Genomic DNA, 18,441 nt, shown 5'->3' on the forward strand with positions numbered 1-18,441 from the left:
GTCGCCGGACACATCCAGCCAGCGCGGTCCACCTCGCCCAGCAATGCCTGGAGGCACTCATGCCCACCGAGTCACCACAGACCGGACCCACCCACGTCGTCGACATGCCCGCGCCGAGCGTGGGCGAACATCCCGCGAAGAACGCCTCCGGCCTCGTCATGCTGCTCGCCGGGCTGGTCGGTCTGCTGGTCGGAATCGCGGTCGCGGTGCTGGGCATCGTGCTCGCGGCCGGCGACCACGCCGTGCCGGGCGCCGTCCTCGTGGTCGTCGGCGTGCTCGGCGTCATCGCCGTGCTCATCTCGCTGTGCGGCCTCACGGCGGTCTCCCCCGGGGAGGCGCGCGTCGTCGCGCTGTTCGGCCGGTACGTCGGAACGGTGCGGACCACCGGCCTGCGCTGGGTGAACCCGTTCACGACCCGGCGGAAGGTCTCGACCCGGATCCGCAACCACGAGAGCGGCGTGGCCAAGGTCAACGACGCGGACGGGAACCCGATCGAGATCTCGGCCGTCGTGGTCTGGCAGGTCAGGGACACCGCGCAGGCAGTGTTCGAGGTGGACGACTTCGTCGAGTTCGTGGCCATCCAGTCCGAGACGGCGGTCCGGCACATCGCGACCAGCTACCCCTACGACGCCGGGCCCGAGGTCATGTCGCTGCGTGACAACGCCGAGGAGATCACGGCACGGCTCTCCCAGGAGATCTCGACGCGGGTCGCCTCCGCCGGCGTACGGATCATCGAGTCCCGCATCACCCGGCTCGCCTACGCGCCCGAGATCGCCCAGGCGATGCTGCGCCGCCAGCAGGCGGGAGCCGTCGTCGCGGCCCGGTCAAAGATCGTCGAAGGTGCTGTGGGGATGGTCGAGGCCGCGCTGGAGCGGCTCGACCGCGAGAACATCATCGAGCTGGACGAGGAACGGAAGGCAGCCATGGTGAGCAACCTGCTCGTGGTGCTGTGCAGCGAACAGTCCACCCAACCGGTCGTGAACGCCGGCACTCTCTACTCCTGAGCCTCGGAGCCAGCAAACGCCGTGGTCGAACGCAAGAAGATTCTGCTGCGCCTCGATCCCGCCGTGCACGACGCACTGGCGCGCTGGGCATCGGACGAGCTGCGCAGCACCAACGCCCAGATCGAGCACCTGCTGCGCGCGGCGCTCGCCGCACGCGGCCGGCTCCCCCGGGACGTCGGGGCCATCCCCCGGCGGGGCCGGCCCCGCCACGAGACCGAGACCAAGCCCGTGCCCCAGACCGAGACCGAGCCCGAGGCCAAGCCCGAGACCGAGACCGAGACCGAGACCGCGGCCGAGACCGAGACCGAGCCCGCGGCCGGCAGCCCCGAAGAAGGAAACCCGGGGCCGGCCCGCCGGGGCCGGCCGGAGCAGTAGGAGGCCCGTCGTGGAGCCACCCTCATCCCTGCCAGGCCAGCTTTTTCTGCTGGCCTACGATCTGGAGCGCGATCGCATGCGCCGATCGCCCCACCTCGGCCGTGCGCTGCGGGCGGCTGCCCTCACCGAGCTCCGCCAGCAGGGTGCGATCGCCGACGAGCGGGGCCGGGTCCGGCTCGTGCCCGCGTCCGCCGCCGGTCGGCATCCCCGGCCCGGGGCACCGGGCCGGGGAGGGCCCGGCCGCGACGCCCTGTCCGCGGCGGTGGCCGAGGAGATCAGCGCCCGGCAGCGGCCCCGCAAGTGGCGGCGCTGGGTGGACAGGAACCAGCGGGCGGCCGTGCGGACAGTACGGGAGGAGCTCTCAGCCGGGCACTGGATCAGGGTGGAGCACCGCCGGATCCTCGCAGTCATCCCCTCGACGGCTGTCACCGTGCGGGACAGGGCCATGGTGCGCCGACTCCACGGCACGGTGGACCAGGTGCTGCGGGTCGGTTCGAGCGCCGAGGCCGACCCGGTCGCCGCCAGCCTGGCGGCGCTCCTCGGGGCGGGAGAGATCGGCGCGCTTCGCGGCTGGCGGGCCCGGCGGGCCGTCCGGCACCGGCTTGCCGCGATGGAGCCGGTGGCCGGTCCCGCCGTCGCGGCGCTGCGCGCCGCCGTGCGTTCCCAGAAGTCCCAGGGTGCCTGAGCGCGTCCAGGCGGCCGGGATCAACTCGGATCAGGCCGGATCAGATCCGATCAGGTCGGGCCTGATCCGATCAGGTCGGGGAGATGAGGCCCGTTGCGAGCAGGAAGAGAAGGATCGATCCGAGGGCGAGGCGGTAGATGATGAAGACACTGTAGCTGTGCCGCGCGACGAACTTCAGCAGCCAGGCGATCGCGACGTAGGCCGTCAGGAAACTGACCACGGTCGCGGTGATGGTGACCGTCCAGCCGACCCCGTTGGCGATGTTGGACGACTCGGTCACGACCTGGAGCAGCGCGGCGGCGAACAGCGCCGGGATCGAGAGGAAGAACGACAGCCTGGTCACCGTGACCCGATCGATTCCACGGAACAGGCCGGCGGACATCGTCGAACCGGAACGCGAGATCCCGGGAATCAGGGCCATGCACTGGACGACACCGATCACCAGGGTGTCCTTCCAGGTGACGTCCTCCTCGTGCCGCTTCTGGGTGGCGACGTGATCGGCGTAGGCCATAACCCCGCTCCAGCCGATCAGCGCCAGGCTGACAAACCACAGGCTCCGCAGTGTGGTCTCGATCTGATCTTTGAACAGCAGACCGACGATCCCGATCGGAATGGAGCCGACGATCACCGCTGTGCCGAACCGAAAGTCGGGGTGATCACGGTACTCTGGCCTGGTCAGGCCCCGGGCCATGGCGGCGATGATGCGCTGGAAATCGCGCCGGAGGTAGAGCAGGGTGGCGAATACCGCGCCAACCTGGATGATCGCCGTGAATGCAGTGATGTCCGGGTCGTCGATCTTGTGGCCGAGCGCCTTCTCCAGGATTGTCAGGTGGCCGGTGCTGGAGACCGGGAGGAACTCCGTCAGCCCTTCGACCGCACCGAGAAAAACCGCTTCGACGATATTCATTCCAGCCCTTCCTCGGCACCACCTGCGACCGGCGGACCGCCAGGAGTGTATGCCGGGAAAGATCGGCAATTGACACGGGGTCTACCGGGCACGCCCCGCCTGGCAGCGCTCACCGGACCTGCGGGCCGCACGCCGCGGCCATCGGCACGGACCCACACGCCTTCTCCGCCCCGTCCGCCCCGCCCCGTCCGCCCCGCCCCGTCCGCCCCGTCCGCCCCGCGCATCCATCCGCGCATCCATCCGCGCATCCGTCCGGGGGCAGCCCAGCACTACCGTGGCGTGCCGGTCGGTTCGGCCGCCTCGCGGTCCCGACGCGGCTCCACCCACCGGAACGGCGCGCAGAATATACTTCTTATCCGCAGAGAAGAACGTTCTCGCCCTGCCCGCATCTCGGACCCAGAAGGACAGCGACGTGAGCGACACTGTCGGAGTGGAATGGGAGGATGCGCCGGCTTCGGTACGCGCCGCCGTCGACCGGGCGCTGAACCGGCACCAGCGGGACGCGTTGACCGAGGTCGAGCAGATTCTCAACGCCGCCCTCCGGGTCGCCGTCCGGGTCGCCCCCGCCGACCCCAAGGTCGCCGACATCGTGGCCGAGGCCGGGACCTCCAACCAGACCTTCTACCGCTACTTCGCGGGCAAGAACGATCTCATGCACGCGGTGCTCGAACGGGGCATCGTGCTGGTCCGCTCCTACCTGCGCCACCAGATGGCGAAGAAGCCGGATCCCGCCGGGCAGCTGACCGCCTGGGTGGAGGGCATGATCGCCCAGATCACCCGACCGGCGGTGGCCCAGCAGGGCATCACCGTCAACCGGCTGCTCGCCCGGGCCGGGGAGTCGATACCGGGGCGGGCGACGCTCGACGAGCAGCTCGGCGAACTCCTCATCCCCCCGCTGACCGCGGCCGGCCGAGCCCGTCCGGATCTTGACGCGCGGGTCATCCAGGATGCGGTGCTCGGCACCATGCAGCGCCATGTCGGGCCCGGCACGATGCCCAGCGAGGACGAACAGCGCCATCTGGTCGGCTTCTGCGTCTCCGTCATCGGCCCGGCGCCGCGGCCGCCCGCCGACTGAGTCCCGGTCCGACCTCGACACCAGACAACCACCCTCGGTCACAGGTGACTGTCGCCCCCGCGACCGAGGCCGTGTCCGCCGAGGACCTGCCGCATCGCGCCGAGCCGGCGATGTACGCGGCGAAGGCACGGCGCTCCGGGTCACCGGCCGTCTACACACCAGCACTGGACTCTCCCGGCCGACCTCCGCGTGACCGCCACGAAGATCCAAGACCCTCGTTCCGGGATATCGGAAGTTGTGTTCCGAGTATGAAGAACGTTATTCTGGCGACGCTGAGAGGAGCGCCGACGATGTCGTGGGATTTCGAAACGGAGCCCGAGTACCAGGCGCAGCTGGACTGGGCCAACACCTTCGTCCGTGAGGAGGTCGAGCCCCTCGACCTCGCCTGGCCGAACCTGCAGTTCGTGCCGCCGGACGACAATCTCCGGCGGGTCATCACCCCGCTGCGCGAACAGGTCAAGGCGCGCGGGCTGTGGGCCACCCACCTCGGGCCGGAGCTGGGCGGCCAGGGGCACGGGCAGCTCAAGCTGTCGCTGCTGAACGAGATTCTCGGCCGGTCCAGCTGGGCGCCGCTGATCTTCGGCTGCCAGGCGCCGGACACCGGCAACGCCGAGATCATCGCGCACTACGGCACGGAGGCGCAGAAGAAGCAGTACCTGCAGCCGCTGCTGGACGGCGAGTGCTTCTCGTCCTACTCGATGACCGAGCCCCAGGCCGGTTCCGACCCGACGCAGTTCACCTGCCGCGCGGAGCGCGACGGTGACGGCTGGGTCATCAACGGCTGGAAGTTCTTCTCCTCGAACGCCAGCACCGCACGCTTCGTGATCGTCATGGTGGTCACCAACCCGGACGTGAGCGCCTACCACGGCATGTCGATGTTCCTGGTGCCGACCGACACCCCGGGCATCAACATCGTGCGCAACGTCGGGCTCCCGGGCGAGCCGCTGGGTGAGGGCCACCATGCCCTCATCCACTACGAGAACGTGCGGGTTCCCAACGAGGCGCTGCTGGGCGGCGAGGGCCAGGCGTTCGCGATCGCGCAGACCCGCCTCGGCGGCGGGCGGATCCACCACGCGATGCGCACGATCGGCCTCGCGCAGAAGGCGCTGGACATGATGTGCGAGCGGGCGCTGAGCCGGCGCACCCAGGGCAGCCTGCTGTCGGAGAAGCAGTTCGTCCAGGGCTTCATCGCCGACTCGTACGCCCAGCTCAAGCAGTTCCGGCTGCTCGTGATCCACACCGCGTGGTCGATCGACAAGCACAACGACTACCGCAAGGTCCGCAAGGACATCGCCACCGTGAAGGTCGTGATGCCCTCGGTCCTGCACGACATCGCCGCGCGCTCGCTGCAGGTCCACGGCGCGCTGGGCGCCAGCAACGAGATGCCGTTCCACCAGATGATCATGGGTGGCTTCGTCATGGGTCTCGCCGACGGGCCGACCGAGGTGCACAAGGTCACCGTCGCGAAGCAGGTCCTGCGGGACTACAAGCCCAGCGACGACCTGTGGCCCACCGAGCACCTGCCCAGGCGCCTCGCCGCCGCCCGGGAGAAGTACGCCGAGTTCCTGGACACAGAAGTGGGGAACCTGTGACGATCGACGTCGACCGACTCACCCACTGGCTTGACGAGACCGGGCTCCCCGGCAGGGGCGAGCCCCTCGAGCACCGCTACGTCTCCGGCGGCACCCAGAACGAGATCTACGAGATCCGCCGCGGTGACCTGCACGGCGCCCTGCGGATCCCGCCCGCCGGCGCCCCGGCCAGCCGCGACGCGGGCATCCTGCGGGAGTGGCGCATCATCGAGGCGCTGGACGGGACGGACGTCCCGCACACCGAGGCCATCGGCATGTGCGAGGACCCCTCGGTGCTCGGCCGAACCTTCTACATCATGGGCTTCGTCGACGGCTGGTCCCCGATGGACCAGCGCGGCGTCTGGCCCGAGCCGTTCAACTCCGACCTGGAGGCCCGCAAGGGGCTGTCCTACCAGCTCACCGAGGGCATCGCCCTGCTGTCGAAGGTGGACTGGAAGGCGCGGGGCCTGGAGGGCCTCGGCCGGCCCGACGGCTTCCACGACCGCCAGGTCGACCGCTGGACGGCCTTCCTGGAGCGGATCAAGAAGCGGGAGCTTCCCGGCTTCGACACCGCCGCCTCCTGGCTGCGCAAGAACCGGCCGATCGACTACATCCCCGGCCTCATGCACGGCGACTACCAGTTCGCGAACGTGATGTTCCGGCACGGCGCGCCGGCGAAGCTCGCCGCCATCGTCGACTGGGAGATGGGCACGGTCGGCGACCCCAAGCTCGACCTGGCCTGGATGCTGCAGAGCTGGCCGGAGGACACCAGCTCCCCGGAGCTCACCGGCAAGGGGTACGCCGACCTCTACGCGATGCCGACCCGTTCGGAGCTGCTCACGCACTACGCCGAGGTCTCCGGCCGGCAGGTGGACGACTTCGACTACTACCGGATCCTCGCCAAGTTCAAGATGGCCATCGTGCTGGAGCAGGGCTACCAGCGGGCCGGCGACGACGTGAAGCTCCAGACGTTCGGGCCGATCGTGCTCACCGCGATGAAGGACGCCGCGGACCTCGCCGAGTCGACGGACTACAAGTCATGACCGAGGCTCCCGAGACCCCCGAGCTCGTCACCGAGCGAGTCGGTTCGACGCTCGTCATCCGGATCAACCGGCCGGAGGCCCGTAACGCCCTGACCCCCTCGCTCCTGGCCGCGATCGGCTCCGCCGTGCTGCAGGCCGAGAACGACCCGGAGATCCGGGTGGCCGTCCTCACCGCCACCGGTGAGAAGGCGTTCTGCGTGGGCATGGACCTCAAGGCCTTCGCGCGGGGAGGGAGCTTCGACTCCTCCCAGGCCGCGGACAAGGAGGGCCGGGCGGCCTTTGACCGGCTGACGACCGGGGACGTCCGCGTTCCCGTCATCGCCGCGGCGAACGGCACGGCGGTCGGCGGCGGCTTCGAGCTGCTGCTGGCCAGTGACCTCGTGGTGGCCTCCTCGGCGGCGAAGTTCGGCCTGCCCGAGGTGAAGCTGGGCCTGTTCGCCGCGGGCGGCGGGGCGGTCGCGCTCGCCAGCCGGCTTCCGCTGGCGGTCGCACTGGAGCTCACGCTCACCGGCAGCAGCTTCGACGCGGCCCGCGCCCAGCAGCTCGGGCTCGTCAACGCGGTGGTCGAGCCGGCGAAGGTGCTGGAGACAGCCCTGGAGTTCGCCGCGAAGATCGCCGCCAACGGCCCGCTGGCCGTCGCCGCCACGAAGGAGATCGTCCGACTGGCCGCGGAGGACCCCGGGCGAGCCCGGACACGGTCCGCCGAGCTGTCCGCCATCGTCTTCCCGAGCGAGGACGCGAAGGAGGGCGCGGCGGCGTTCATCGAGCGGCGCCCCGCGCAGTGGAAGGGACGCTGATGCCGCGGCCGGTGCCCGTGCCCGGGCCCACACCCGCCGGGCGGGCCTGAGATGCTGGCCGCGGTCTGCCGGGAGTACGGCGGGCCGGAGGTGGTGCGGGTCGAGGAGTTCCCGACGCCCGTGCCCGGCCCCGGCCAGGTCGCCGTGCGGGTGCGCGCGGCGGCCGTGAACTTCTCGGACGTCCTGCTGGTCGCCGGTGAGTACCAGGTGAAGGTCCCGCCGCCGTTCGTCCCGGGCAGCGAGTACGCCGGCGTCGTCGAGACCCTCGGCGAGGGCGTGACCGGCATCGCGCCCGGCGACCGGGTGTTCGGCACCGGCATGGTCGGCGCCTTCGGGGAGGTGGCCGTCGGCCGCGCCGAAGGCGTCACCCGCACACCGGAAGGCATCTCCGACACCGTGGCGGCCGCGTTCGGCGTCGCGCACCGCACCTCATACCACATGCTCCGGTCGGTGGCCCGACTCCAGCCGGGCGAGCAGCTCGTCGTGCTCGGCGCCGGCGGCGGGGTGGGACTCGCAGCCGTGCAGATCGGGGTGGCGCTCGGCGCGACGGTGACCGCCGTGGCGTCGTCACCGGCGAAGCTGGAGGCGGCCGCCGCCAACGGCGCGACGCACCTCGTCGACCACCGCTCGACGGACCTGCGCAAGGCGCTGAAGGAGACCCTGCCCGACGGGGCGGACGTCGTCCTCGACCCGGTCGGGGGCGACCTCGCCGAGCCGGCGCTGCGCGCCCTGCGGTGGCGCGGCCGCTTCGTCACGGTCGGCTACGCCTCGGGGACGATCCCCCGGATCCCGCTCAATCTGGTGCTGCTCAAGGGCATCGAGATCGGCGGCATGCAGCTGCGCGACCTGGGCACCCACGCTCCGGACGAGCTGGCGCGCAACGAGCGGGAGCTGATCGAGCTGTTCGCCGCCGGCAGGTTCACCCCACACATCGGCGCGACGTTCGCCTTCGCCGACAGCGCGGCGGCCCTGCGCCACGTCGCCGACGGCCACGCCGTCGGCAAGACAGTGCTGGAGATCGCCGCCGGCGACTAGCCGGACCGGCGGCACGCCGGACCGGCGGCACGGAGTCGGGCCCGGCCCGGTGCCCTCACAACGAGGTGGGGCACCGGGCCGGGCCGCCGTGTCTGCGGGGCCGTGTCTCAGCCGCTGTGCGCGTGCCGCTCGGCGAAGAGCCGCGCCCACTCCTTGCGGGAGCGGATGGCGGTGTCGACGTCGGTGGCGGTGGCCCGCAGTGCCCCCACGGTGGCCCGCTCGCGGGGCAGCTCCGTGAACGGGTCCCAGTTGAAGAACCGGCAGGCGTTCTCCCAGGTGATCTTGTTGATCTCCTCGTCGTTCGCGCCGGCCTGCTCCAGCTCGTTCAGGACGAACTCGGGCGCCTCCGGCCAGATCGAGTCGGAGTGCGGGTAGTCGCACTCCCAGGCGATGTTGTCGATGCCGATCTCGCGGCGCAGCTTCAGCGAGGTGGGGTCGGTGACGTAGCAGGCCAGTGAGTGCTCCCGGAACACCTCGCTGGGCAGCTTCCCGCCGAAGTCACGGCGCAGCCACTTCTGGTTGGTGTAGTGCCGGTCGCAGCGGTCCAGGTAGAACGGGATCCAGCCGATGCCGCCCTCGGAGAACGCGAACTTCAGGTCGGGGTAGCTGCGCATCGCCGGGCCCCACAGCAGGTCCTGCGCGCAGAGCGAGGAGATCTGGCAGGCCAGGATGATGAGGTTGTCGATCGGGGCGTCCGGGGCGAGCTTGAGCGCGCCGAAGCCGGTGCCGATGTGCAGGCACATCACCATGCCGGTGTCGGACAGGGCCTCGAACACCGGCGCCCAGAAGTCCAGGTCGTGGTAGCTGGGCAGCCCTTCGAGGTGCGGCAGCTCGGGCATGGTGACCGCCCGGCAGCCCTTGGCCGCGACCCGGCGGATCTCGTTCACCATCAGCTGCGGGTCCCAGGTGGGCAGCAGGGCGAGCGGGATGAACCGGCCCGGGTAGGTGCCCGCCCACTCGTCGATGTGCCAGTTGTTGTACGCCTGGACCATGGTGACCGTGGTGTCGGTCTTGTAGTGGTTCAGGTGACCCGCCGAGAAACCGGCGAAGGTCGGGAAGCACATCGAGGCCAGGATGCCGTTGCGGTCCATGTCCCGCACCCGGTCGTGGATGTCGTACACACCCGGGCGCATCTCCGCGAACCCGGCCGGGTCCTTGCCCCACTCCTCCGCCGGCCAGGACACGACCGCGTTCAGGCCGCTCACACCGGTGACCCGACCCTGGTAGATCCACTGGTCGACGCCCTTGTCGTTACGCACGACGTGGGGCGCCTGGTCCACGAGGTTCGCCGGGACGTGGTTCTTGAACATGTCCGGCGGCTCGACCACGTGGTCGTCGATGCTCACCAGGACCATGTCGTCGATGTTCATGTTCCTCCTCGACCGCCTGATTCGGGAGTGTGCTCCCGACCACACCTATACTTCTACGCCTTCCCACCCTGGCCGTCTCCGCGCATTCGGCCAAGAAGCTTGCGTAGTCGGCCAGACCTGACCGCTGACGAGCAGCCCGTCGCCTGGCCGTGCCCATGCGTCACACCAGCCCGCCATGCCCTGCGACACCCGCCGACGCGGCTGCCCGCGCGGGTCATCGGCGCCGCTCGGCCTGCCGTTTCCCCTGATCAACCATGACTGACGCGCACGTCAGGCGCCATCGAATCGGAGGATTGCCATCCGCATTGCCGAGACCGAGGGCCCCTGGCCGATGCGACCGGCGTCGCACCGTGGTGGACCGCGACCGGGACGTAATCAGGGTGCTCTTTGTGAAGAGCTGATGGCAGGACGACACAGAGGCGGGCTGATGAGCAGGAAGTTGTACAGCGCGCAGGAGATCCAGGAGTTCGTCGAGGAGTTCCGGGCGAACGGGGGCCGTCCGACGGGTCTCTTCGAAGGTGCCACGCTGCTGTTGCTGGACAGCGGCCCCGAGCCGGATGGTTCGCGGCACGTGTGCCCCCTGAACTTCTACCCCGCGAACGGCCGGTACTACGTCTTCGCCGCCAATGACGGCGCGGACGAGGACCCGCGTTGGCTCGGCCAGCTGCGGGCCGAGCCGAACGCGACCATCGAGGTCGAGGGCAAGGTCCTCCAGGTGACGGCCGTCGAGCTCGGGGCCGGCGAGCGGGGAATGATCTACGCGCGCCAGGCCGCCCGGAACCCGCAGTTCGAGCACTTCCAGGGGATGACGTCCAGAGTCATCCCGGTCGTGGCGCTCATCCCCACCGGCGACGCCTGACCCTGGCCGCCGCCCGGCACCCGGCACCCGGCACCCGGCACCCGGCACCCGGCACCCGGGATCCTCCACACCGGGTGCCGGGCGTTCCGGGTGCCGGGCGGCCCGGGCGCGGACGCACGTTCCGTACCTATTGGATGCGCGCATTGCGAGCCGCAAACGCCCTGCCGCGAGGGCTTCCGGATACCTCCCTATGATCGCGGATCGTGCCGGGAACGGTCGGTTCACGATGATCGCCGGGAATGTTGTCCGAGAGTCAGGCCCCAGTCGTGTTCATTGATCCGGAGCGGGTGGCGGCGGCGCTGCCCGCGTACGACCTTGGCCCGGAAGTCGGCTCGGGTGCCTTCGGGTTCGTCCTGGAGGGCCGCCACCGCGGTCTGGACCGCGTCGTCGCCATCAAGGTGATGCCGACCCGGCGCCGCCACCACGCCCTGGACTCGTCGGTCGAGGCGCGGATCCTGGCCCGCTTCGATCATCCGCACATCATCCGGGTCCACGACTACGTCCAGACGGACGACCTGCATCTGATCGTCATGGAAATGATGGCCGGGGGAACCCTGGACGACCGCAGGGGCGTCCTCACCCAGCTCGATGCCTGCGCCGTCGGCCTGGCCGTCGCCGACGCCCTCACCTGCGCGCACTCCAAGGGCATCCTGCACCGGGACATCAAGCCCGAGAACATGCTGTTCGACACGACCGGCCTGGTGAAGGTGGCCGACTTCGGGATCGCGAAGCTCATGAGCGGCGCGGCGGGCCCCACCAGCACCCTGGTCGGGACGCGGCACTTCATGCCCCCCGAACAGCTCCACGGCGGCCCGCTGAGCGCGGCCACCGACGTGTACGCGCTCAGCGTGGTGCTCCATCTCCTGCTGACCGGCGAGGTGCCGCCGGGCCCCATCCCGCCCCGCCCGCTGCTGGCCTCGGACGGCCGCGAGCATCCGGTGCCGTCTGCGCTGCGCGCCGTGCCCGGGCCGGTTCGGGCAGTGATCCAGGCCGCGCTGGCCGAGGACCCCGCGGACCGCCCGCAGACCGCCCGCAGGTTCGCGATCGCTCTCGCGGGTGCCGCCGCCGCGGCCTACGGCCCGGGCTGGCTCGCTCGGGCGGACGTGCCGGTCCATCTCCACGAGGACGTCCGCGCCGCCACGACCACCCCTGCCACGCCGGCCGCCCCTGCAACGCCTGCCGCGCTGGCCACCCCTGCCTCGCTGGCCGCGCTGGCCACCCCTGCCTCGCCGGCCACGCCGGCCTCCCTCGCCGGGGAGCAGCCGCCGGCCGTCGACGGCACGGTGCTCCCGTCAGCCGCACGTGGCGAAGCGCCGGCGCGCGGCTGGTCACCCGGTCCGGCGAGCTCGGCATCGGCATCGGCATCCTCGTCGCCGGCCCCGGCCGGGAAACCGGGCGCAGTGCCCGGGAAGCCGCGCGGCAGTGACGGCAGCGGCCAGCGGCGGCACGCCCGGCCGCGCTCCCACCGGAACGCGCCGCCTCGCCGCCTTCTCACCGCCGGCCTCGCTCTGCTGTTCATCGCCGTCGTGGCCGGGGGCACCGTGCTCGCCGTCGCCCTGAGCCACGACCGGCCCCGCGTCCTCGCCGCCCCACTGGGCGAACCGCTGACGGAACACGCCGACTGGGTGGTGTCCCTCGCGTTCGCGCCGTCGCCGTCGCAGTCGCAGTCGCAGTCGCAGTCGAGGCGGATCCTCGCCAGCGGCAGCAAGGACGGGACGGCGCGACTGTGGGACGTGTCCGACCCGGCCGCCCCGTACCCGATCGGACCGCCCCTGCCCGGCACCAGCCCCGGGGTGACGTCGGTGGCGTTCTCCCCGGACGGAAGGACGCTCGCCAGCGGCAACTGGGACGGAACAGTACGGCTCTGGGACGTCACCGACCCGAGGGCGCCGTTCACCCTCGGCGCCCCGCTGTCCGTCGACGTCGGCGGCCCCAGGTACCCGGAAACGCTTGTCTCGGTGGCGTTCCTCGCCGATGGATCGGCCCTGGCCAGCGCGGGACCCACCCAGACCACGCTGTGGAACGTCACGGACCGGCAGCGGCCGACCCCGCTCGGCCCGCCCATTCCCGGCCGCACGCGGCTCGCGCGGCTGGTGGGGGCGGACATCGGTGGCGCCGTTCTGGGACGGGTCGGCGAGGGCTCGACGGTCCGTCTCTGGAGCGTGGCCGACCCCGCGCACCCGGAGGCACTCAGCGTGCTGTCCTCCGGCCACGTCGGTGATGTCAACGCGCTGGCCCTGTCCCCGGACCAGCGCACCATGGTCACCGGCGGCGCCGACACCGAGCTGCGGATGTGGGACATCACCGACCGCCGGCACCCGCGCCTTCTCGGGAAGCCCGTCAGACACCACCAGAGCACCCTGTGGACGGCGCTTTTCCTGCCGGGCGGGCGCACAGTCGTCACGGCCAGCTACGACGGCACGGTGGGCGTCTGGGACGTCCGTGACCGCGAGCACGCGCGCTATGTGGGCCCGATCCGCACCCGCCACACGGACTGGCTGCTGTCGATGGCCCTCTCCCCGGACGGGCGGATCCTGGCGACCGGAGGCAAGGACGGGACCATCCAGCTGTGGAACGCGGCCGGGCTGACCGACGCGACACCGCCGGAGAACAGTTGAACGCCTCCGCCCCTGAACTCCTCCGCCCCGACACGCGCTCCCGTGGTCACCGTGGTACGCCCCGGCACGGCGCGTCAGCCGCCCGCCCCGCGAGCGGTGCTTCCGCGGCGGGGCGCATCCAGGCCAGGCGGCTGGTCATAGAGCGCCTCATAGCGGTCCGCGTGGAGGCGGTGGATGACGGCGCGGCGGAGCTTGCCGGTCGCGGTGAGTTCCCCGGCCTCCTGGGAGAGATCGCGCGGGAGGATGGCGAAGTGCTTGATCTGCGCGGGCCGGGCGACCCGCTGGTTGGCGGCGTCGACGATCCCGCCGACCAGCGCCTGTACCCGGGGGTGCGCCGCGAGCGTGGGAAGGTCGGCGGGGAGACCCCGCTCCCCCGCCCAGGCCTCGATCTCCTCCTCGTCCAGGGTCAGCAGGCTCACCAGGTAGGGCCGGCGGTCCCCGTAGCTGACGGCGTGCGAGATCCAGCGTGACTGGCGCAGCAGGTTCTCCAGCACTGCCGGGGCGACGTTCTTGCCACCGGCGGTGATGATGACGTCCTTGCGGCGGCCGGTGATGGTCAGGAAGCCGTCCGGGTCGAGGCGCCCGAGGTCCCCGCTGTGCAGCCAGCCGTCGTGCAGCACCTCCGCGGTCGCCACCGGGTCGCCCCAGTACCCGGCGAAGACGTGCGGGCCGCGCAGCAGGATCTCGCCGTCGGCGGCGATCGCCAGCTCCAGGCCGGGAACCGCCCTGCCCACCGTTCCGACCCGGTTGTCCTCGAACCGGTTCACCGTGCCCAGTCCGGTGCTCTCCGTCATGCCGTAGCCCTCGAGCACGGGCACGCCCGCCGCCCGGAAGAACTCGAGCACGTCCGGCGAGATGGGGGCGGTGCCCGACAGGGCGAGCCGTACCCGGCCGCCGAGGACGGCGCGTACCGGTGCCAGCGCGTCGTGGGCGGCGGCCTGGCTCGGGGCCTGGCTCGGGGCCTGGCTCGGGGTGAGGATCGCGGACATCCGCGCGTGGATCTTCTCGAAGACCCGGGGGACCGCGGGGAGCACGGTGGGCCGGACCTCGGCGAGCTCGCTGACCACCTGCGTGATGTCCCCGCCGAAGTAGGCCAGCGTCGCCCCGAAGCGCAGGGCACCGAACTGCATCATCTGGCCGAACATGTGCGCCAGCGGGAGGAACAGGTAGATGACGTCGTCGGGGCTGAAGTAGCCGAGCTCCGCGGCCGTCCCGCAGCCCGCGACGAGGTTGCCGTGGGTGAGGACGCACCCCTTGAGCGGGCCGGCGCTCCCCGAGGTATAGATGATCATGCAGGGTTCGTCGACCGTGACGGCCGCTCGCCGCAGCCGCGCCACCTCGGCGTCCCGGTGCCCGCCGCACCTGGCGGCATCGCCGAGCGTCGTGACGTCGATCGCGACGTCGGTCACCCCGGCCGGAGCCGGGGCGGCGGCAGCGCCGGGAGCGTCGGCCTCGGAGCCGGCCGGCGCGTCCTCCATGGTCAGCACCGTCCGCAGGCCGGGCACCGCGCCGGCGGTCAGCCCGAGGCGCGCCAGGGCCCCGAGGTCCTCCACGACCAGCACCACCGCGCCGGAGTCCCGGAGGATCCCGGTGCACTCCTGCGGAGAGCTGGTCGGGTAGATCGGCACGACCGCGGCCCCGGCCGCCAGGGCGGCGAACGCCACCCGGCTCCACTCGGGCCGGGAGTTCGCCAGGATGGCGACCCTGTCCCGCGGCGCCACGCCCAGGGCGACCAGGCCGGCGGCGAGGTCCGCCGTGTCGGTGGCGACGTCGGTGAAGGTCCGGTCCCGCCACGCGCCGCCGTCGCGGTACCGGACGGCGGCGCGCTCGCCGAACCTCGCCGCCGCGAGGAACGGCAGGTCCGACATCACCCGCAGGTCGAGGTCGGCCGGGGCAGGCGGCGGGACGGGCGGCGGGGCGGTGTGGAGCGTCACGATGGTCCTCTCGGGTTCCGGCCGGTCAGGTCGACCGAGTGCGAAGATGATCAGCGATCCCCCACCGCATGACGGCCCGCTGCCCGAGCAGGCCGACGACCGGGGCGACGACGACCGCGGCGAGCATCGGCCAGGCGAAGTCGGACCAGCCCACGTGCACGTCCACCGCGAACCACGCCTGTCCCATCCGGTCGTTGAGGTAGCGCGCGAGCCCGAACGCCAGCGGCACGGAGAGCACGAGGGAGGCCACAAGCTGGGCGATGACGCCGGTCATGATGACGGTGCGGATTCGCCGGCCGGAGAGCCCCAGCGAGCGCATGATCGCGAACTCGCCGCGCTGCTCGACGATCTGGATGTGGACGAGTGTCGTCACGAACAGGATCGACACCCCGACGCTGAACCCGATCGCGATGTAGATGATGCTCATCATCTCGGCGATCGACGTCTCGAACGCGCTGGTGATGCTGTCCTTGCTGGTGACCCTGGCGATGGTGGCGGTCTGCGTGCGCAGGGCGTCCGCGTAGTCCGGGCCGGCGTCCACGTAGAAGCCGGAGACCGCGTCCGGGACGGTGCCCAGCCGCTGGAGCGCCGGCAGCGTCAGGGTGGCCTGACGCAGGTAGATGTCGTTGGTGATACCGACGACCCGTACCCGCTGCGTCGCCCGTCCCTTGGCGGCGCTGATCTCGTCGCCGAGGCCGACGCCGAGCTGCCCGGCCAGGTCGTCGCTGAGGACGACCTCGTCGGCGGCGGTCGCGGCGTGCCCGCGGGCGGGGATGACGAGGTGCATGCCCTGGGGGGACGTCAGGCCGACCAGCAGGGCGGGGGCGGCCCTGTCCCCGGCGCGCAGCTCCCCGGTGGTGCGCTGGTAGGGCTCCGCGGCGGCCAGGCCGGGGCCGTCGATCGCCGCCCGCGCCTGGCTCTCGGGCTGCGGCTGGCGCAGGTCCACCGCATAGCGCCAGCGTTCGTCCCGGAAGGCTCCGTTGACGGTCTCCAGCGTCGAGGTCATGCCGAGCCCGTAGCTGATCGCCACCGCCACCGAGCCGGCCATCGCCAGGATCGAGGTGAGAGTGAGCAGCCGGGCCCGGGTCAGGCCGCGCAGACCGTGCCGGACGGCGAGGGGCAGCCGCAGCAGTGTCCGGCCGCGGCCGGGGGCCCGGCGGACGGCGGGGACGGGCGACAGCAGCTGCCGCGGCGGAGTCGCCAGCGTGGGGATGCTGGCGACGAGCAACGTGACGGCCCCGGCGGCGATGCCCATCGCGACCGCGACGGCGGCGAGGGCCGGGTCGACGGAGTGGGTGACATCGCGCAGCTCCATGCCGCTGGCGTAGACCTCGGCGAAGGCCCAGCCGACCCCGATCCCGAGGATCAGCCCGACGACCCCGCCCAGCACACCGATCACCAGCCCGAGCCGGACCAGTGCGAACCGCACCCGGCGGCGCCGGTACCCCAGCGCCGCGATGATGCCGAACTCGCGCCGCTTGTCGACGGCGAACCGGTGGAACGTCAGGATCCCGAGCACGATCGAAAGCCCGACCAGGGTGAGGACGATCGCCGGGCTGTAGGCGGCGAAGGCGTTGAGGTCGTCGCGGACGCTGCGGTAGCTGTAGCCGTCCAGGCGAGGGGTCACGCTGACCACGCCCACGCCGGCCGACTCGAGCTGCCGGGACAGTCGCAGGCCCACAGCCGACGGATCGGCACCGGGAGCCAGGCGCACCAGCAGGCTGTCGGCCAGCACCGCACCGGTGATGTCGGCTGCCCGCCCCGGGTCGGCCCACAGCACGCCGAGGGAACCCGGTTCCGCGACGACGTAGTCCGGGTTGACCGTCGTCACCATGAACTCGGCGCTGGTGCCGATGCCGACGACCGCCGGGGTCCACTGCCGCCCGAACGCGGCCACCGTCAGGTGGTCGCCGACGCGCAGGCCCTGGTGCTCGGCGAGCGAGCGGTCGACGACGACCTCGTCGGCGCCCGGGGCGAAGACGCGGCCGTCGAGCAGCTTCCACTGGTTCATCCGCGGCTGTGCCGGTTGGAAGACCAGCTCACCGGCCAGCGAGGTCCCGTCGGTCAGCTCGAGCGAGGCCGGCAGCAGGAGGCGCGACTCGACGTCGGCGACCTCGGCGAGGGCGCGCGCGTCGGGCAGGTCCGCGGTGGGCACCGGCTCGACCTGGACCTCCAGGTCGGCCGTGTGGAGCTGGCGGACAAGGCTGTCCTGCGTCGCGCGCAGGTCGTGCAGGGCGCTGGCGATCGCGAACTGGATGGCCACGCCGCTGCCGAGGATCAGGACCAGCGCGAGCACCCGGCCCCGGACCGACCAGAGGTCCCGCCACAGCTTGGTGTCGAGGAGTGCCATCGGGCTCACGCCGGCCCGCGGCCGGCCTGCGCCGGCGGTGACCCGGCCGGCCAGTCCAGGCCGTACCCAGCCACCCGCGGGGCCTCGTGCAGACGTCCGCGGGTCAGTTCGACCACCCGGTCGGCGCGGGCGGCGATCTTCGCGTCATGGGTGATGAGAACCACCGCCGACCCGCTCATGCGCTGCGCCGTGACGAAGAGCTCCAGGACGGCGGCGGCCGTCTCCTCGTCCAGGTTCCCGGTGGGCTCGTCGGCGAGGATCAGGGGGGTCTCCTTCGCCAGTGCCCGTGCGATCGCGACGCGCTGCTGCTCTCCGCCGGAGAGCTGCCCGGGAAAGCGGTCCCGCTTCGCCGCCAGGCCGACGCGGTCCAACCACTGGTCGGCGCGCTGCCGGGCGCCGGGCGGCATGGGCACCATCGCCTCCAGACCGAGCAGGACGTTCTCCCGCGCGGTCAGGGTCGGCAGCAGGTTGAAGAACTGGAAGACGAACGCGACGACATGCTGGCGGAAGCTCTCCAGCTCCTTCGTCCCCAGCGTGCGCAGGTCACGGCCGGCGACCCGGATCGTGCCGGCCTGAGGCTGCTCCAGGCCGCCGAGCAGGGTCAGCAGCGTCGATTTCCCGCTGCCGGACGGTCCGACGATGGCGACGAACTCCCCGCCGCGCACGGTGAGGTCGGTGCCGCGCAGCACCGGCACCGGTCCGTCCGTGCCCCGGTAGGCGTAGGACAGATCACTGGCCTCCACCACTGGTCCGGTCACCCGGTCACTTGGTCCGGTCACCCGGTCACTCTCCTTTCCACGCGCCCTGGACGGCGCCCG

General features: G+C 71.8%; 14 protein-coding genes and 1 pseudogene. 10 read left to right on the forward strand and 5 right to left on the reverse strand.

Annotation, left to right across the window (positions count from 1 at the left end; all coding sequences use genetic code 11):
- Window positions 1-59: 59 nt before the first annotated feature.
- The 3 genes and pseudogenes from B207_RS0111160 (at window position 60) to B207_RS0111170 (ending at window position 2,064) form a co-directional block, all read left to right on the forward strand.
- Window positions 60-1,004 carry an SPFH domain-containing protein gene (locus tag B207_RS0111160; RefSeq protein WP_018636617.1) on the forward strand — a complete coding sequence of 315 codons (945 nt, stop codon included), beginning with the start codon at window positions 60-62 and terminating at the stop codon, window positions 1,002-1,004.
- Window positions 1,005-1,025: 21 nt separating this feature from the next.
- Window positions 1,026-1,220: pseudogene (locus tag B207_RS42815) on the forward strand (hypothetical protein); the annotation flags it as partial.
- A 169-nt stretch (window positions 1,221-1,389) separates the two neighbouring features.
- Window positions 1,390-2,064 (forward strand): GOLPH3/VPS74 family protein, encoded by a 675-nt coding sequence (locus tag B207_RS0111170; protein WP_018636619.1) that lies wholly within the window; start codon window positions 1,390-1,392, stop codon window positions 2,062-2,064.
- Window positions 2,065-2,134: 70 nt separating this feature from the next.
- Here the strand turns inward: B207_RS0111170 and B207_RS0111175 are convergent, their stop codons facing one another.
- Window positions 2,135-2,971: an undecaprenyl-diphosphate phosphatase gene (locus tag B207_RS0111175; RefSeq protein WP_018636620.1), complete on the reverse strand. Its 837-nt coding sequence runs from the start codon at window positions 2,969-2,971 to the stop codon at window positions 2,135-2,137.
- A gap of 412 nt (window positions 2,972-3,383) precedes the next feature.
- Between B207_RS0111175 and B207_RS0111180 the strand changes: the two genes are divergently transcribed.
- From B207_RS0111180 to B207_RS0111200, 5 genes are all read left to right on the forward strand, one after another.
- A complete protein-coding gene (locus B207_RS0111180; RefSeq protein ID WP_018636621.1) occupies window positions 3,384-4,046 on the forward strand; it encodes a TetR/AcrR family transcriptional regulator in 663 nt (220 codons plus the stop codon).
- Between the two features lie 290 nt (window positions 4,047-4,336).
- Window positions 4,337-5,638 carry an acyl-CoA dehydrogenase family protein gene (locus tag B207_RS0111185; RefSeq protein WP_018636622.1) on the forward strand — a complete coding sequence of 434 codons (1,302 nt, stop codon included), beginning with the start codon at window positions 4,337-4,339 and terminating at the stop codon, window positions 5,636-5,638.
- Window positions 5,635-6,660 carry a phosphotransferase family protein gene (locus B207_RS0111190; protein ID WP_018636623.1) on the forward strand — a complete coding sequence of 342 codons (1,026 nt, stop codon included), beginning with the start codon at window positions 5,635-5,637 and terminating at the stop codon, window positions 6,658-6,660. Before B207_RS0111185 ends, B207_RS0111190 begins: the two co-directional genes overlap by 4 nt.
- On the forward strand, window positions 6,657-7,457 hold the full coding sequence (locus B207_RS0111195; RefSeq protein WP_018636624.1) for an enoyl-CoA hydratase-related protein: 801 nt from the start codon (window positions 6,657-6,659) through the stop codon (window positions 7,455-7,457). The genes B207_RS0111190 and B207_RS0111195 overlap by 4 nt, the downstream gene beginning before the upstream one ends.
- Before the next feature lie 51 nt (window positions 7,458-7,508).
- Window positions 7,509-8,492 (forward strand): NADPH:quinone oxidoreductase family protein, encoded by a 984-nt coding sequence (locus tag B207_RS0111200; RefSeq protein ID WP_018636625.1) that lies wholly within the window; start codon window positions 7,509-7,511, stop codon window positions 8,490-8,492.
- Window positions 8,493-8,599: 107 nt separating this feature from the next.
- Here B207_RS0111200 and B207_RS0111205 read toward each other — a convergent pair whose 3' ends face one another.
- Entirely contained in the window at window positions 8,600-9,862 is a 1,263-nt protein-coding gene (locus tag B207_RS0111205) for an amidohydrolase family protein (protein ID WP_018636626.1), read from the reverse strand.
- Between the two features lie 427 nt (window positions 9,863-10,289).
- Between B207_RS0111205 and B207_RS0111210 the strand changes: the two genes are divergently transcribed.
- Together B207_RS0111210 and B207_RS33490 are read left to right on the forward strand one after the other, a co-directional pair.
- Window positions 10,290-10,721 (forward strand): nitroreductase/quinone reductase family protein, encoded by a 432-nt coding sequence (locus tag B207_RS0111210; RefSeq protein WP_018636627.1) that lies wholly within the window; start codon window positions 10,290-10,292, stop codon window positions 10,719-10,721.
- Window positions 10,722-10,987: 266 nt separating this feature from the next.
- Window positions 10,988-13,339, forward strand: a complete 2,352-nt coding sequence (locus B207_RS33490) for a WD40 repeat domain-containing serine/threonine protein kinase (protein WP_051102488.1) — start codon at window positions 10,988-10,990, stop codon at window positions 13,337-13,339.
- A 74-nt stretch (window positions 13,340-13,413) separates the two neighbouring features.
- Here B207_RS33490 and B207_RS33495 read toward each other — a convergent pair whose 3' ends face one another.
- Genes B207_RS33495 through B207_RS33500 form a run of 3 tightly spaced genes read right to left on the reverse strand, consistent with a single transcriptional unit; the run spans window position 13,414 to window position 18,402 of the window.
- Window positions 13,414-15,273: an AMP-dependent synthetase/ligase gene (locus B207_RS33495; protein WP_018636629.1), complete on the reverse strand. Its 1,860-nt coding sequence runs from the start codon at window positions 15,271-15,273 to the stop codon at window positions 13,414-13,416.
- A 25-nt stretch (window positions 15,274-15,298) separates the two neighbouring features.
- Window positions 15,299-17,623 (reverse strand): ABC transporter permease, encoded by a 2,325-nt coding sequence (locus B207_RS0111225; RefSeq protein WP_018636630.1) that lies wholly within the window; start codon window positions 17,621-17,623, stop codon window positions 15,299-15,301.
- Window positions 17,624-17,628: 5 nt separating this feature from the next.
- Window positions 17,629-18,402, reverse strand: a complete 774-nt coding sequence (locus tag B207_RS33500; RefSeq protein WP_230204965.1) for an ABC transporter ATP-binding protein — start codon at window positions 18,400-18,402, stop codon at window positions 17,629-17,631.
- Window positions 18,403-18,441: the final 39 nt, after the last annotated feature.

The organism is Parafrankia elaeagni (assembly GCF_000374165.1).
Taxonomy (GTDB): Bacteria; Actinomycetota; Actinomycetes; order Frankiales; family Frankiaceae; genus Parafrankia; species Parafrankia elaeagni.

What these genes read in the sequence shown, in the direction of transcription:
- B207_RS0111160 (WP_018636617.1), top strand. Translation starts at nt 60, where the DNA reads ATGCCCACCGAGTCACCACAGACCGGACCCACCCACGTCGTCGACATG.
- B207_RS0111175 (WP_018636620.1), bottom strand. Translation starts at nt 2,971, where the DNA reads ATGAATATCGTCGAAGCGGTTTTTCTCGGTGCGGTCGAAGGGCTGACG.
- B207_RS0111185 (WP_018636622.1), top strand. Translation starts at nt 4,337, where the DNA reads ATGTCGTGGGATTTCGAAACGGAGCCCGAGTACCAGGCGCAGCTGGAC.
- B207_RS0111195 (WP_018636624.1), top strand. Translation starts at nt 6,657, where the DNA reads ATGACCGAGGCTCCCGAGACCCCCGAGCTCGTCACCGAGCGAGTCGGT.
- B207_RS0111200 (WP_018636625.1), top strand. Translation starts at nt 7,509, where the DNA reads ATGCTGGCCGCGGTCTGCCGGGAGTACGGCGGGCCGGAGGTGGTGCGG.
- B207_RS0111205 (WP_018636626.1), bottom strand. Translation starts at nt 9,862, where the DNA reads ATGAACATCGACGACATGGTCCTGGTGAGCATCGACGACCACGTGGTC.
- B207_RS0111210 (WP_018636627.1), top strand. Translation starts at nt 10,290, where the DNA reads ATGAGCAGGAAGTTGTACAGCGCGCAGGAGATCCAGGAGTTCGTCGAG.
- B207_RS0111225 (WP_018636630.1), bottom strand. Translation starts at nt 17,623, where the DNA reads ATGGCACTCCTCGACACCAAGCTGTGGCGGGACCTCTGGTCGGTCCGG.